Origin of the sequence: Acinetobacter lactucae (assembly GCF_001605885.1) — a bacterium.
Lineage (GTDB): Bacteria > Pseudomonadota > Gammaproteobacteria > Pseudomonadales > Moraxellaceae > Acinetobacter > Acinetobacter lactucae.
Window position 1 is genome coordinate 39736 of record NZ_LRPE01000034.1, and the last position, 15796, is coordinate 55531.

At 39.8% G+C, this 15796-nt stretch carries 14 protein-coding genes; 6 read left to right on the plus strand and 8 right to left on the minus strand.

The window, feature by feature from the left end:
* Window positions 1–23: 23 nt before the first annotated feature.
* From folK to mazG, 4 genes are all read right to left on the minus strand, one after another.
* Window positions 24–506: a 2-amino-4-hydroxy-6-hydroxymethyldihydropteridine diphosphokinase gene (gene folK, locus AWW73_RS11630; RefSeq protein WP_016144358.1), complete on the minus strand. Its 483-nt coding sequence runs from the start codon at window positions 504–506 to the stop codon at window positions 24–26.
* Window positions 503–1966 (minus strand): polynucleotide adenylyltransferase PcnB, encoded by a 1464-nt coding sequence (gene pcnB, locus AWW73_RS11635; protein ID WP_031947378.1) that lies wholly within the window; start codon window positions 1964–1966, stop codon window positions 503–505. Before pcnB ends, folK begins: the two co-directional genes overlap by 4 nt.
* A gap of 125 nt (window positions 1967–2091) precedes the next feature.
* Complete coding sequence (locus AWW73_RS11640) at window positions 2092–2496, minus strand: ComEA family DNA-binding protein (RefSeq protein WP_057105200.1); 405 nt, start codon at window positions 2494–2496, stop codon at window positions 2092–2094.
* Entirely contained in the window at window positions 2465–3271 is an 807-nt protein-coding gene (gene mazG / locus AWW73_RS11645; protein WP_062849720.1) for a nucleoside triphosphate pyrophosphohydrolase, read from the minus strand. Before mazG ends, AWW73_RS11640 begins: the two co-directional genes overlap by 32 nt.
* A 113-nt stretch (window positions 3272–3384) precedes the next feature.
* Between mazG and AWW73_RS11650 the strand changes: the two genes are divergently transcribed.
* Window positions 3385–4158 (plus strand): SDR family oxidoreductase, encoded by a 774-nt coding sequence (locus AWW73_RS11650; protein WP_062849721.1) that lies wholly within the window; start codon window positions 3385–3387, stop codon window positions 4156–4158.
* 48 nt (window positions 4159–4206) lie between these two features.
* Here the strand turns inward: AWW73_RS11650 and AWW73_RS11655 are convergent, their stop codons facing one another.
* The 4 genes from AWW73_RS11655 to cysM are packed head-to-tail and all read right to left on the minus strand — an operon-like array spanning window position 4207 to window position 9708.
* Entirely contained in the window at window positions 4207–6513 is a 2307-nt protein-coding gene (locus AWW73_RS11655) for a RelA/SpoT family protein (RefSeq protein ID WP_002117181.1), read from the minus strand.
* A 30-nt stretch (window positions 6514–6543) separates the two neighbouring features.
* Window positions 6544–7935, minus strand: coding sequence for a 23S rRNA (uracil(1939)-C(5))-methyltransferase RlmD (gene rlmD, locus AWW73_RS11660; RefSeq protein WP_062849722.1), 1392 nt, complete (start codon window positions 7933–7935; stop codon window positions 6544–6546).
* Window positions 7936–7944: 9 nt separating this feature from the next.
* Window positions 7945–8763, minus strand: coding sequence for a 3'-5' exonuclease (locus AWW73_RS11665; RefSeq protein ID WP_016144351.1), 819 nt, complete (start codon window positions 8761–8763; stop codon window positions 7945–7947).
* Window positions 8764–8775: 12 nt separating this feature from the next.
* The gene (cysM, locus tag AWW73_RS11670) at window positions 8776–9708 is read right to left on the minus strand and encodes a cysteine synthase CysM (protein WP_016144350.1); all 933 of its coding nucleotides are present in this window, start codon (window positions 9706–9708) and stop codon (window positions 8776–8778) included.
* Window positions 9709–9880: 172 nt separating this feature from the next.
* On the opposite strand from cysM, the gene AWW73_RS11675 reads away from it, so the two are divergent.
* The 5 genes from AWW73_RS11675 (at window position 9881) to rsfS (ending at window position 15744) form a co-directional block, all read left to right on the plus strand.
* Window positions 9881–12688 carry a GacS-like sensor histidine kinase gene (locus tag AWW73_RS11675; protein ID WP_016144349.1) on the plus strand — a complete coding sequence of 936 codons (2808 nt, stop codon included), beginning with the start codon at window positions 9881–9883 and terminating at the stop codon, window positions 12686–12688.
* A 94-nt stretch (window positions 12689–12782) separates the two neighbouring features.
* Window positions 12783–13571: a crotonase/enoyl-CoA hydratase family protein gene (locus tag AWW73_RS11680; protein WP_016144348.1), complete on the plus strand. Its 789-nt coding sequence runs from the start codon at window positions 12783–12785 to the stop codon at window positions 13569–13571.
* Window positions 13572–13583: 12 nt separating this feature from the next.
* The gene (locus tag AWW73_RS11685; RefSeq protein WP_057105186.1) at window positions 13584–14453 is read left to right on the plus strand and encodes an NAD(P)-dependent oxidoreductase; all 870 of its coding nucleotides are present in this window, start codon (window positions 13584–13586) and stop codon (window positions 14451–14453) included.
* Window positions 14454–14466: 13 nt separating this feature from the next.
* Window positions 14467–15261: a hydroxypyruvate isomerase family protein gene (locus AWW73_RS11690; protein WP_062849723.1), complete on the plus strand. Its 795-nt coding sequence runs from the start codon at window positions 14467–14469 to the stop codon at window positions 15259–15261.
* A gap of 81 nt (window positions 15262–15342) precedes the next feature.
* Window positions 15343–15744 carry a ribosome silencing factor gene (rsfS, locus tag AWW73_RS11695; RefSeq protein WP_001047580.1) on the plus strand — a complete coding sequence of 134 codons (402 nt, stop codon included), beginning with the start codon at window positions 15343–15345 and terminating at the stop codon, window positions 15742–15744.
* Window positions 15745–15796: the final 52 nt, after the last annotated feature.

A 15796-nucleotide genomic window follows, 5' to 3' on the forward strand; every position in this document is an offset into this window, starting at 1 on the left:
TGCAGAACGTAATAAGTCTGGTTTTAAGCCCAAGACTCATCAGCAAGTACAGTCAGCGTCGGCTGCTGTATCAGTTCTAAATTTTTAAGTGGCTGATCATTAATATGTAAATCAGCGTCTAAATCTAATAAAGGAATTACAACGAAATCTCGCTCTAGAATTCCAATGTGCGGCACCGTTAAGCGCTCATTTTGAATTTTTTCATTGCCATATATAAGCAAATCCAGATCTAAGGTTCGCTCACCCCAACGACGAAGGCGTACACGACCAGCTTCTTGCTCAAATTGCTGTAACTGGTCTAGCAAATCTAAAGGCGTGAGATCAGTGTTTAGCTCTGCAACTGCATTTAAATAATTTGGTTGATCTTGAGGCCCCATGGGTGGACTTTGATAAAGTTTAGAAACTTTTACTCCACCTAAAGTTTTAAGCTTAGCAATGGCTTCAGATAAGATTTGGCGTGAATCACCCAAATTACTTCCTAAACCAATATAGGTCTTCGTTGTCATTGCGTTGGCCCAAAAATAACTTGGCTTAAATCGCGTTGAACTCGCTTACGCTTCAAAATCGGATGGTCGCCCATCACTCCTGTTTCTGAAGCAGTGGCTTTTTCAACGAAACGCCCCATCGATTGTTCTTGTCGAACACGTTCTTTTTTCCCACGACGGCTGCGTGGTTCAGGAATATCAACCAAAGGTTCAATTTCCGTCTCGACTTTATTATTTTCAATAGGTTCAGCAGCGGCTTTACGACGGTTTCTAGCTTTCTGACGATTGTACTGGCTAATTGCAGCTTCTTTTTCGTCATTCGACATTTCTTGGTAGGCTTCCCACCAGCTTCCCATCCCTTGTGTTGTGTCATCACCTGACTTTTCACGAAGTAATAAGAAGTCAAAACCAGCACGGAAACGCGCATGTCCAGCCAATGCTTCAATTTGCTGTGGTTTCGGATTAAGCAAACGAGTCTGCATTTCCCAAACTTCACGAATAAAAGTTTCTGCAAAACGCGGAATCACTGTGCGTGTTGCTTGACGCTTTAATACATCTAGACCAGCTTGTGCACGCGCTTCTGCTGGTACAACACCTTTAGAGAAATAAAATTCACAACGCTCTAAAAATGGTTGCCACAATAAGACTGCATAGAAAAATGCTGGGTTAATTGTTTTACCCACTTGGATACGCTGATCTGTATTCTTTGCTGCTCTTAGAATAAACGGAGTGAGGTTCGGCTGGATATCTGCAAAAAGTTGTTTCCAGACACCAAACTCAATCAACATTGGCAAAACACGCGCCAAATGCCCCATTGTAAAGAGCTTCTGAGATTCATCATATAAACGATGCGGAGAAACATCACGCAAGAGCTGCGTCATCTCTGCATCAAATATATCGAGAATATCTGAATCAATTTTGAAATTTAATTTAGCTGCAAAACGTAGAGTTCGCAACATACGCACTGGGTCTTCTTCAAAGCGCTGTGCCGGATCACCCAATAAACGTAAGGTTTTATTTTTTACATCGTCAATTGCTTTGCAGAAATCGAGCACAATAGCCTTACGCGGTTGGTAATATAGCGTATTGATTGAAAAGTCACGGCGAGCAAAGTCTTGTTCGATAGTACCCCAGTTATTGTCACGTAAAATCATGCCTGAAGCACTGGTGACTGCTTTTTTAGGAGGAGCACGGAAAGTAGCAACTTCAATAAGCTCACGTCCTGAATAGACATGTGCTAATTCAAATCGACGGCCAATGATTCGACAACGTCGACCAAAAACTTCTTTAATTTGGGAAGGTGTTGCATTAGTGACTGCATCGAAATCTTTAGGATTAAGCCCTAGCATTAAATCACGGACACCACCCCCAACAATATAAGCTTCATAGCCAGCTTTAGTCAGGCTATCGATCACATCTAAAATCGAAGAAGGAAGTTGGGCTGTGGACAAACCACATTTTGACGCTCGCAAGGTTTGCAAAAGACGCTGTCTCCTACGTCAGGACGTAAATAACAAGTTGTCGCTAATCATAGCTCTAACGCACACAAAGGGCAATTTGATTCTCTGTAGTTTACGCATGAAATGACAATTGACAGACAGATAATTTATAAAGTCAAACGCACTTTATTTTTTTCAAAAATGGCTGGACCAATGCCCTTTACGTTTTTAAATTCATCAATATTTTTAAAGCCACCATTCTTTTGACGGTATTCCACAATCGCCTGAGCCTTTTTCTCACCAATACCTTTTAGCTTTTGCAGCTCATCAAGATTAGCTTGATTCAAGTGAATTTGCCCTGACGAATCAGTCATAGCTGAGCTTTTTGAAACATTAGAATGAGAGGAATGCTGCATACTCAACTTCTGATCATACATCTGTTGCTTCGCCTTCCACTCCTTAAAATTTTGATCAAAAGATTGAGCCTGAACAAAGGTTGATGAAATCAGGCTCCAAAATAGAGCAATAAAAATATAGTGTTTATTCTTCCAAAGATTCATGCTGAGCTGCATGTGTTTTTTCCCCTGACTTTAACTGCCGCTTTGCCTGATTCCACAATTCATCCATTTCAGACAAGGTCATGTCCTCTAATGTTCTTTGCTGTTTTCGCGCTTGATCTTCAATAAAAGCAAAACGACTTCTAAATTTATGTATTGTTGATAAAAGTGATGTTTCACTTGAAATCGCAAGTTTACGTCCAACATTGACTAATGAAAACAGGCAATCTCCAAATTCATCTTGAATTTCATCAATATTTTGATTTTTTAGGGCCTGCTTAAACTCATCCAACTCTTCTTCTAGTTTTTCATAAGCATCTTCTACTGTTTCAAAATCAAAGCCAATCTTAGCGACATTTGCTTGAATTTCTTGTGCCTGCAATAGCGCTGGTCCATACTTTATTTCATCTAATCTTGATTGCGGCTTTCCTTGCTTTTCTTGCTGTTTAATTTGTTTCCATAATTCACTGACTTGTTCTGGTGTTAAGTTATTAAATTGATCTGCCTGAAAAACATGTGGATGACGGCGAATTAACTTTTCACTTATTGCCTCAACAACATCTTGAAAGTTAAAAGCACCTTGCTCACTAAACATCTGTGATTGAAATACAACTTGCAATAACAAATCGCCTAGCTCATTTCGAATCTCGTTAATATCGCCCTGACGAATGGCCGCCTCGACTTCATATGCCTCTTCAATCGCATATTTAGTCAGTGACATTGGGGTTTGTTGTTGATCCCACGGACATCTTTCACGTAACTCTTGCATAATTTTAAGCAATTTATCCATGGTAACCCTCAAGTTTAAAAAGTCGGTCAGTCAAACTAAGATTTTAATTTGCTATGATCAAAATCAAAGCGATTAAATCAGTCGCACTATTGTACTGACAAAGAGAAAAAAATATGGGATACAGTATTCTGATTAGTGGTGCCGCTCAAGGTATTGGGGCTGAAATTGCACGCGTATTCTACAAACAAGGATATAAAGTAGGCATTTATGATATTAATGAATCGCTTGCTCAAGAATTAGCAAATGACTTAGGGGCAAATGCCCGTGCCGGCTATCTAGATGTAAGTGATTACGACCAATGGCAACATAGATTAAAAGAATTTACCGACTGGGCGGGTGAACTTAACATATTGATAAATAATGCCGGTATTTTATATTCTGGCGCGTTTGAAACGACTGATATTAAAGCTCATCAAAGAACAATAAATATTAATGTAAACGGTGTCATCAATGGCTGTCACGCTGCTCTACCCTATTTAAAGCAAGCATCTTTTGCACGCGTTATCAACCTATCTTCAGCTTCTGCAATTTATGGGCAAGCTGATTTAATCTCTTATTCAGCCAGTAAATTTGCTGTTCGCGGAATTACTGAAGGTTTAGATGTCGAATGGAAAAAATATGGTATTCGTGTTTTAGATGTGATGCCGCTATTTGTGCAGACTGCAATGGTTAACAATATGGATGCAGGCACCATTCAAAATATGGGGATAGATTTAACTCCAAATGATATTGCTCAGCAGGTGCTTACGCTTGTCGAGAAAAAAGCTCATTTTTGGACGCCAACTCATACTCCAGTTGGCATAAAAACCAAACTGCTTTATCAGCTCTCAACATTAAGCCCTCAGTTTTTAAACCGACTTACCAATATTTATTTATCGAGAAAATAATCCAAAATAAAAAAAGGCTGTCATTTGACAGCCTTTTTACTCAATTTATTAAACGCCTTGAATCATGCGTCGAGCACTAATAATTCCCGGTTGCTGCTCTAGGCGAGCCAATAAGCGAGAAAGCTGCGCTAAACCTTTAACCTCAATGAGCAACTTCATATTGGCAATACCATCTGCCTCAGAAATTGTATTAACCTGACGAATATTGATTTGGTCAGAGAAAATCACTTGAGTTAGGTCTTTAAGCAGACCACGACGATCATAAGCTTCCACCACAATCTGAACGCTTTGACCACGTGTTGGCTGCATTTCCCAATCAGCTTCAACAGCACGCTCTGGCTCTTGCTTAATCATACGCTGATAGTCAGAACAAATGACTTTATGGATACTGACACCACGGTTCAAAGTAATATATCCAGCGATTGATTCACCATGCACCGGCTGACAACACTGCGCGATGTGCAGCTCTACATTATCTAAACCATCAATTAAAATGCCATGTGCTGATAGCGTATGGCTGGCACGCGGATTTAACGTTGGTTTAAGTACTAGCTCAGGCTCATCCTGATCTAGATGCATTTGGCGGTTCACCTGATTAATCAGGGCATGTAAGCTAATATCGCCACTGACCAGATTCACCAAAATGTCGTCGCCTGTCTTCACATTAAAGTGTGAAGAGTAATCGTTTAGGTCGATACTTTTTGGGTGAATCGCTAGACGAGCTAATTCTTTATTAAGCAGCTCTCGGCCTACTTCAAGATTCTTACTACGGTCTTGCTGTCTAAACCAATGACGCAGCTTGTCACGTGCACGAGAAGTTTTAATATAACCTAGAGAGTTCACCAACCAGTCACGGTTTGGTTCACGATCTTTTTTAGTTAAAATTTCAACCTGTTCACCCGTTTTTAAAGTATAGGTAAGTGGCACATAACGCTGATTAACACGCGCCGCATAACACTTATTCCCTACTTCTGTATGCACATGATAGGCAAAATCTAAAACAGTTGAACCACGCGGCAATTCCTTAATATCACCATCACGACTGAAAACATAAATCTTCTCAAAGCCTTCAAAGTCTTGTAACTGTTCAAAGCCTTCTGTTTCATCTTCGTTTTGGTGTACCGTCGTTTCATTACGTTCTTGATAGTGTTCTAAAACAGCACGTAATGAATGCAAACGATGATTAAAGGAATGATCGGTATTCTTTGAACCTTCTTTATAGTTAAAATGCGAACATACGCCTAGCTCTGCTTCATCATGCATCTCGTGAGTACGAATTTGCACTTCAAGAGATTTGTTTTCAGCAATTACAGCTGTATGCAAAGAACGGTAACCATTGGCTTTCGGGTTAGTAATATAGTCATCAAACTGATGCGGAATATGACGCCAGATTTGATGTACGATACCTAAAGAGTGGTAACACTCTGGCACACTATTGACCAACACACGCAAAGCACGAATGTCATAAAGTTGGTCGAAGCTCAGGTTTTTGCTCTTCATTTTTCGATAAATCGAATAAATGTGTTTTGCACGCCCTGTAATTTCAGCTTCAATGCCGTAAGACGCTAACTCATTTTTCAAACGGTCAATGACGAACTGAATATAATGCTCACGCTCTAAACGCTTTTCATTGAGTAATGAGGCAATCTCTTTATAGCGATCTGGAGCCAAATAGCGAAATGCTAGATCTTCAAGTTCCCATTTAAGCTGAGCAATACCGAGTCGATGTGCAAGCGGCGAATAAATAGTAAGAATTTCACGTGCTACACGTTCTTGGCGTTCGCGAGAGGAATTTGCAAGCTCTCGCAAGGAATAAGTACGTTCAGCAAGTTTAATTAAAACAACACGAACATCTTCGGTCACCGAAATCAGCATTTTATAAATGCCGCTTAAATGTTCTCGTTGATTATTATTAAAGTGATCTTCTAACCGTTTATTTTTTTCAATAAGTTCTGAGAGCTTACCCATTGCCAAAGTACCTTTGACAAGGTTGTAAACTTGCTCCCCGAATTTCTGTTTTACTTCTTCTATATCGGTAATGCCTTCACGCACACTACGATAAAGCATCGCTGCTGATAAAGTATCTTCATCTACATGCAGATGTGCCAGAATATCGGCCATTCCAACGCCTGTAGCAAAAGTATTGGAACGATGATTGACCGTTGAATCTAACTCTTTTTGCAGGGTTAAATGAGCGACTTTTTCAAGTTGTTCAAGCTCCGCCCCATCTAATATTTCACGCACCCGATCCAACCATGAGGCTAAACCGATTTGCGTTTCGGCGGCATGCTCTACAGTCGTTTCCTCTGACAACTCGGTTAGTTGTTCAGGTAACTGTTCACGTACTGTGACCATACCATTCTCCTCAATATGTAACTCATGTTTTTAATCGTTTATCTCTTGAATTTTTTCAAATAGTGCAATGGATTCAACATGTTCGGTATGCGTAAACATGTCCATCACCGCTGCTTTTTTTAACTGGTAACCATATTGGACCAAAACACCCGCATCCCTTGCCAGTGTAGCTGGATTACATGATACATAAACGATTCTTTTTGCTCCAAAATTTGATACATACTGCATAATTTCATATGCACCAGCACGAGGAGGATCAATCAATAATGCATCAAATCCTTGATTTGCCCAAGAATGATGCGAAAAATCTTTTGTTAAATCTTGTGAAAAGAAGGTTGCTTGCACCAAACCATTGCATTTCGCATTAGCTGTTGCTCGCTGCACCATTTCTTCACTCCCTTCGACCCCGACAACCTGACCACTCGCACCAACACATCGTGCTAACGGGAGTGAGAAATTGCCCAAACCGCAAAATAGATCAAGTACCTTTTCACCTGCTTGCAATTGAAGCAATTCACATGCCAATTGAACCATCTGTTCATTTACTGTGGCATTGACCTGAGTAAAATCCAATGGCGAAAAAGCAAAATTTACATTAAACCTCTCCAAGGCATAGTGTAAACGTAAAGCACCTTGTTCATCATCAATACGATGAATGCTTTCAGGCCCCTTAGGTTGCAAATACAACTGCCACCCTTTGTGTAACGCAAATTGCTTTAATTGGTTGACATCAGAATTGTTTAATTTTTCTACATGACGAACCAATAAAGAAACTTCATTATCACCTTTTGCTAATTCTACATGACCAATGTGTGCTTTGCCTTTTAGACTTTGGAGTAAAGTGCGTAACTCAGGCAGACTATTTGATAAATTTTTATCCAAAACACTACAACTATGGATCGAAGTTAATCGATTACTATGATGTTCGCGAAACCCCATAATTAAGCGATCTGGTTTTGGCAAATAGCGCACGCCTATTCGAGCACGGCGACGATAATCACTTTGTGAAGATCGAATCGGCTCTAGCCACTGTTCAGGTTGAATACCTGCGAAATGCTGTAAATGTGACTGGAGTACATTTTGCTTTAAACGGATTTGCTCATCAGGATGGATATGCTGCATGCTACATCCACCACAGATACCATAGTGAGGACAAACTGCCTCAATGCGATGTGCTGAAGGCTCTCCTAACAACTGCAACATCTCAGCCTCTTCAAGGCGCTTGGCTTGATGGGTAATTCGAGCCTTTACAGTTTCTCCGGGCAATGCATAGCGAATAAAAACTTTCTTACCATGCTTATCTGCAGGATGCTCAGGATGAGAACCATAATGCGCAATTCCCCGCCCCTCATGAGAAAGTGTTTCAACCTGAAAAATATATTCGGGCTGTAGCAGGTTGCGAGATTTGGCTTGTTGTTTCAAAGGATGAACCTAAAAATCTGAAGAATTAAAATAGTGAGAAGTAAATTCAGTATGTTTCGAAGTACGTTCCCATACTTCAAGGAAATCGGCCTGCTGTGGCATAGTCTGTAAATATTCAATACTCGAACTAATCCAGTGGTCATGTTCATCTGCATTCAATTGGCCTTTTAGCACGAGCCAACGCAAATAAATAAACCATGTATTGAGCACGTCCCCTTCACAATAGCTCGTCAATTTTAACCACTGTTGATTACGGACATATTCAGGCACATGATAACCCGATTCACCACGCTTACCCGGTAAACCTAAAATGCAGGCAATATCATCAAGCTTTTGGAAATTACGACCATTAAACATTGCCATCACATCCATTAAATCTATATGGCGATGGTGATAACGATTTTGGTAATTATTAAAACGCTTTTGGCTATCAATTTCACCTTGATCAAATAAACCCGGTGCAGAAAGCCCATGATACATTGCGCGAAATAGAATGACAGGTAAATCAAATTGTGAGCCATTCCAACTCACTAGAGTCGGATGACGCTTATCAAAAATAGATAGAAATTTCTGCAAAATCTCAGCTTCAGAATATTGTTCCCGACTAAAAGAAAATAATCTAAAACCAGACTCATCTATCCATAGGCCAGAAATACAAACGATTTCATGCAAAGGCAAACGCTGAAAATCCATGCCAGATTCTTGACGACGGATTTTTGTCAATGCTTGCTCTACATCGGCCTCAGGTAAATCAAGATGATATAAATGCGCTCCCGCTTTTAAATCAGTTAAAGTTTCAATATCAAAAACTAAGGTTGGGAAACGCATCATTTCTCTCAATTATGAGTTATCGTCCTGTACTGAAAACAGACCTGTAGACAAGTAGCGGTCGCCACGGTCACAGATAATGCAAACAATAACAGCATCCGGATTTTCTTCAGCAATCTTGATTGATGCCCATACTGCACCGCCTGAAGAAGTACCAGCACTAATACCTTCCATACGTGCTAATTTACGCATGGTTTTTTCAGCTTCAATTTGTGGAATATCAATAATACGATCCACACGGCTACTATCAAAAATAGTAGGCAAATATTCTTTCGGCCAACGGCGAATCCCGGCAATACTTGACCCATCGGATGGCTGTAAACCAACAATCTGAATATCTGGGTTTTGTTCTTTTAAATATTTAGAAACACCCATAATGGTACCGGTTGTGCCCATTGAACTCACAAAATGAGTAATTTTACCGCCTGTTTGCTTCCAGATTTCAGGACCAGTCGTTAGGTAATGAGCCTCAACATTATCAGGATTACCAAACTGGTTTAAAACGTGACCTTTACCTTCTTTTTCCATTTGCAAGGCTAAATCACGTGCACCTTCCATACCTTGCTGTGGTGTTACTTCAATCAGCTCTGCGCCATAAGCCAGCATCGCATCTTTACGCTCTTGACTCATATTGTTCGGCATAATAAGTTTCATTTTATAGCCGCGCATTGCCGCAACCATAGCCAACGCAATACCTGTATTACCGCTGGTTGCTTCAATTAATGTATCACCTGGTTTAATTTGACCACGTTTTTCTGCCTGCATAATCATGTTATATGCTGGACGATCTTTTACAGAACCTGCCGGATTATTACCTTCCAATTTTGCTAAAACCGTTGCCTGCGTATGACAAGCCAAGCGCTGCAAACGGACTAGAGGTGTTTTACCTACATAGTGATCTAACAAAAATTCGTCGGCTAAAAAATCAGGTTGTGTATTACTCATGATCAACACCTATATCGAGGTGGGCCTATTGTATGAAAAAATGCTCGGTACTGCACCCATTTCAATATGCTTTTTCAAGAAAGCGATTAAAGCTCGGTCATTTATAAAATGGCGTCTGTTTTAAAATAAAGCGTGATAAGATGCCGTACAGAGAGATAAATCTGATGTAGCCATGTCTAATTTCAATAAAACCTTATCGAAACGCTTACGTCTGAATCATGCATACGGGCAATTAATTGCTCTGATTTTTGTGCCCATTATGATTTTAACATGCGTGGGCGCTTTTCTGGTTTTAACTGAAACCTCACATTCAGTAAAACAACAACAGCTACATCATGCCTCTGCAATTTTAGCTCGCTACAATCAAATCGCGATCGATTTATATAAGCTAGTTGAACTAGAGCCCGATGAATATGATCATGCCCAGCACATCATGCAAAGCATGTTTAGTGAAAAAAATCTAAAACGTGCTGCTTTAATCGACAGTAATGGTCAGACCTATTTAAGTATCGGTTATCGCGATAATCGCTACTGGCCAAACTTTACGAAAAGTAATGGTTTTTTTGGTCCAATTTCTTATAACCACAACAATATTTATGGACTGCGGATTAGCGATACACCTGGAAAAGCACCTGTCTGGCTCGTGATTGAAATGGACAATCAGCCACTAGAACTGGCACGTTACCGTATTTTGATTGCCCTCGTCATTACTGGCTTAATGACCTTACTATTACTTTTACTTTGCTTGAATTTTTATTCACGTCGCTGGATTGCGCCGATGTATGAAATTCGCATGCAGTTGCAACGTTTAAATGCAGACACTTTAGACCAGCATATGGTCATTAACAGTACTGGTGAATTACGCTTGTTACAGCGAGATATTGCAAACGTTGTTAAACGATTACACTTTAGTTTTTTAGAGTTAAAAGAACACACCGAACAAACCGAAGAAGACTTGCGCAGAACTTTAGATACCTTAGAAGTTCAAAACATCACATATCGTCAAGCACGTGACCAAGCGATTTCATCGAACCAAGCCAAATCAGTTTTCCTTGCCAATATTAGTCATGAGCTTCGAACCCCTCTAAATAGTATTGATGGCTTTATTCATTTATTACTTCGCCAGCAAAACCTAAATAACGAACAAAACCTCTATCTACAAACTATTCGCAAGTCATCTGCCCATTTATTAGCATTAATTAATGATGTATTAGATTTCTCAAAAATTGATGCCGGTAAATTAGAGCTAGAAACAGCACCATTTGATTTAGAAGAAGCTGTCTTCGATGTCATGGATATGTTGTCTCCACTGGCTGCCCAAAAGCATATCGCTATGGCTTTTTACTATGCCGACAACATTCCACAACAAGTGATTGGTGACGCTTTACGCTTCAAACAAATTTTGACTAACTTAATTTCAAATGCGATTAAGTTCACTCCAGACGGCGAAATTATTGTTCGTGTTCGTATGGAACATGATGATATTGGACAATGCCTACTTCATTTTAGTGTTCAAGATAGTGGTATTGGCTTAAGTGGTACAGACCGTAAAAAATTATTTGAATCATTCTCACAAGGTGATGCATCCGTTACACGTCAATTCGGCGGTACAGGTTTAGGTCTAGCTATTTCTAAACAGCTTGTTCACCTCATGCATGGTCAAATTGGTTTTGAGGATAACCAAGAGCGCGCACCAACAGAAAAAGGTTCTACGTTCTGGTTTACCGCACAATTTGTAGTAGATGAAGATTACGAGATCGAACATCCACACTTTGAGCATTTACAAGTGGTGTCTTATCTTGCACACCCTGCTACAGCAAGTGTTTTACGTTATTATCTTGAAAACTATCATGTTCCTCACATAGAGACACAATCGATTCTGGATTTATTTAGTCGTTTAAAACATCTTGATCAAAAAGATAATACGTGGCTCATTGTTGACCATAGTGGCGATACTGAAGCGTTATTAAAAGAAATCCGTAGTCGTTATCAAGGTAATTTGGCAGTCTATGGTTATCAAATGACGCTTGAGCCAAACATGCTCAATGAATATCGTGCTCGACCTCTATATCAACCATTAAGTCGAAGCGGACTTATTCAATTATTAAATGATCAACCTATTTTTGAAGAGGAACAACAAGATTTCAATGGTCAGGGTTTACACATTTTGGCAGTGGATGACCACTTACCTAACTTAATTGTTTTAGAAGCTCTGCTTGGAGAACTGAATGTTAAAACGACTAAAGCAATTAGCGGTCAAGAAGCGCTCAACCTCATCCAAGAGCGAATCGATCAAAAACTCAAACCATTTGATTTAGTATTTATGGATATTCAAATGCCTGTTATGTCAGGTATTGATACAACTCGCGCTATTCGTTCGCTAGAGTCAACTTTAGATGGTGAAATGCAACTTCCAATTATTGCATTAACAGCCCATGCCCTTGCCGATGAAAAGCAGAAACTCCTTAAAGTTGGCATGAATGACTATGTCACCAAGCCAATTCAAATGGAACAAATTATCCAGATTTTAACGCAATGGACCAAAAACAACTTTGCGTCAAAAGCGCTAGAGAAAGACCATCATGTGGTTGCAGAAGCATTAGACCCAGAAATTCTCAACTGGCAACAAAGCTTGCAGCTTGCAGCAAATAAAGAAGATTTAGCTCAAGACTTACTTAAAATGTTAGTTGATAGTTTCCCAACCGAGCTAGATGAAATGCAGCAGCTCATTGAGCTTGAAGACTTCCCTCAACTTGAGCATGTTTTACATCGTCTTTATGGCGCCACTCGCTATGTAGGTACTCCAAAACTACAACAAGTGACAGGTGACTTTGAGCAATTTATTTCAACACTACGTAAAGAACGCCGTATAGCAGATGAAGGCTTCATTGAAGAAGTTATGAGACGCTTCGACGAGCTAGGACTTGTTGTAAAAGAAGTAGAAAGTGCTGCTCATCAAATATTGGTGATTCCTGACTAATCTATCTACAAAATAGGCATGACTGAGCTGTCATGTTTCCAAATTACAGCCATGTTATGCTCCGCTTATCTATAAAAAAAGAAGCGGGAATCTCATGGCACTTTTACGTATTGAAAAAAATAATGGCATTGCAACGGTATATTTAAACCGTCCCGACAAACGCAATGCCATGAGTTTTGCCTTATTAAAAGAACTTGTTTCAACAGCAAAAGCTATTAAAAAAGATCGAGAGATCCGTTGTGTGATTTTGACAGGTGAAGCACAAGTTTTTAGTGCCGGAATTGATTTATCTGATCTTAATAATCCAAAAAATTCTGCCTTTGCGATTTGGGAGCTTGTGAAACCCGGACAAAGCTTATTCCAAAAAGCATTTCTGATTTGGCAAAATTTACCTGTACCTGTGATTGCAGCACTAGAAGGTTATTGTTTTGGCGCAGGCATGCAACTTGCCTTAGCAGCCGACATTCGAATTTCTCACCCAGACACTAAAATGTCGATTATGGAAAGTCGTTGGGGCTTAGTTCCAGATATGGGACTTACTCGTTCATTGAAAGGTTTAATTGGCGTTGACCTTGCAAAAGAGCTTACCTTAACCGCTCGTGTTTTCGATGGAAATTATGCAAAAGAAATTGGTCTTGTCACTCATTTAAGTGACTCCCCACTAGAGAAAGCAAATGAAATTGCAGCTGAAATGTTACAGCGCTCACCAGATGCGCTCACTGCAGCAAAACGTGTACTTGATGCGATGGAGCACCAACCAGAAAAATCATTACGTTTAGAAAAAATCTGGCAACTTAAATTATTACTTGGTAAAAATAGCAAACTTGCTCGTAAAAAAGACAAACATCCGGAAGTTAATTTTTTACCACGTCAATATAAATAAAGAGCTTAGATTATGAATTTTGATCGCAATACCCCTATTGCTTTTTTAGGTATAGGGTTGATGGGAAGCCGCATGGCAACCCGTCTTATTCAGGCAGGTTTTCAAGTTGCTGTTTGGAACCGAACCTCTTCTGCATGTGAAGAACTGATTGATATCGGCGCACAGCCTTTAGATCTTATAAATATTGGCGAATATCCTGTTATTTTAACTTGTCTCGCAGATGACAAAGCCGTACAAAGTGTATTTGAGCAAATTCAACCTCACTTAAAAGCTAAACAGGTGATTGTTGATTTCTCAAGTTTATCTGTTGCTGCAACAAAAACACTTGCTCAAGCAACTGCCGCGCATGACGTTACTTGGATTGATTCTCCTGTTTCGGGTGGAACAGCTGGTGCAGAACAAGGAACGCTAGTCATTTTTGCAGGCGGTGATGCTCAAACAATTACAGAATTAACGCCTATTTATAATGTTCTATCTCAACGTGTAACACGAATGGGAGACACAGGAACTGGTCAAGCCACCAAAATTTGTAACCAACTCATCGTCGCAGCCAATAGTGCACTTATTGCAGAAGCTGTCGCGCTTGCAGACCGAGCGGGTGTAGATACAACTTTACTCGCTCCAGCCTTAGCAGGCGGATTTGCAGACTCTAAGCCCTTTCAAATTCTAACTCCACGTATGGCAACTCATACCTTTGAGCCTATTCAATGGAAAGTTCAAACATTATCTAAAGATCTTAACAACGCAGTAACATTGGCTAACAATGTTAATTTAGACATCCCCGTTGCACAAAAAGCTCTATTACAGCTACAAACTCACCAAAAAAATGGCTTTGCTGAGAAAGATTTAGCTACTATGATTCAATTAATAGAGCAAAAATAAACGGAGTTTGAGTATGGGTCGTCTTGCAGTCAATTTATCCATGATTTTTACCGAAGTTCCTTTAATTGAACGCTTCGCTCTGGCTCATGCACAGGGCTTTGAATATGTAGAAATTCAATTCTCCTATGAATTAACGATTGAAGATATTCAAACCCAACTCGAACGCTACAACCTTAGCCTTTGCCTAATTAACGTACCTGCTGGTGATCTTATGCAAGGTGGGAACGGTTTAGCAGGCATACCCGGTCAAGAAGCAGCTTTTCATGAAGCATTAGAATTGGCTATTCGCTATGCCACCGCTTTAAACGTTCCTCGTGTTAATATTTTAGCGGGTAAACAACCGCTAGATGCCGACTTACTTCCTTGTTTAAAAACTTTAGCAGCTAATCTAAAACTTGCCTGCAATTTACTCGGTGAACACGGTATAGAGCCTGTTTTCGAAATGATTAATGGTACGGATATGCCACGCTTTTTAGTGCAGAACATTGCACAAGCACAAGAGATGCTCGAAGCGGTCAACCACCCCTCTCTCAAAATGCAGTATGACTGCTATCACATGGCGATGATGGGTGAAGATGTACTTGAAGGTTTACAAGAGAATATTCACTTAATTGGACATATTCAATTTGCAGACTGCCCAGGCCGCCACGAACCTGATACAGCTCAAATCCCATATGAGCAAATTTTTTCTTGGTTAAAGCAAAGCTCATATCAAAACTATATTGCAGCAGAATATAAACCTGAAAATGGTTCAAATCAGTCGTTTACATGGAAGAAAAAATACTTTTCTGATGATGTAAATATATAAACTGTTACGACTTCTGTTTGAAATTTAGCGCGAAAACCACTATATTAGATAGTGAGTAATTGTCAGGAAAATATACCCTATATGAATTTAGAACCATCGCCCAGCGTGTCTAATTCTCACGATTTCGCAATGAACACCTCAAATAAAGACGTACAAGCTTGTCTCAAAGTCGTCCACGACGCTTTAGTTGATGTAAAAGCAAAAGATATTCTCCAGTTAGATGTTAGCTCAATTAGCAATGTCGCTGATGCTATTGTAATTGCAAGTGGTACTTCTACTCGCCATGTCAAAGCACTTGCTGACAATGTTGCAGAAGAAGCTCGAAAAGCCGGTTTCCGCCCGATTGGCGTTGAAGGTGAACGAGATGCAGAATGGATCTTAATTGATCTCGGCTTTGTTGTAGTACATGTAATGCTACCAACAGCTCGTAAATTCTATGATTTAGAAAGCTTATGGCGTACCGCTCCAGAGTCGGTTGCTTAAAATTTTGCTTTTAAAAAAAGCGGCTCTTTTGAGCCGCTTTTTTATTTATCTA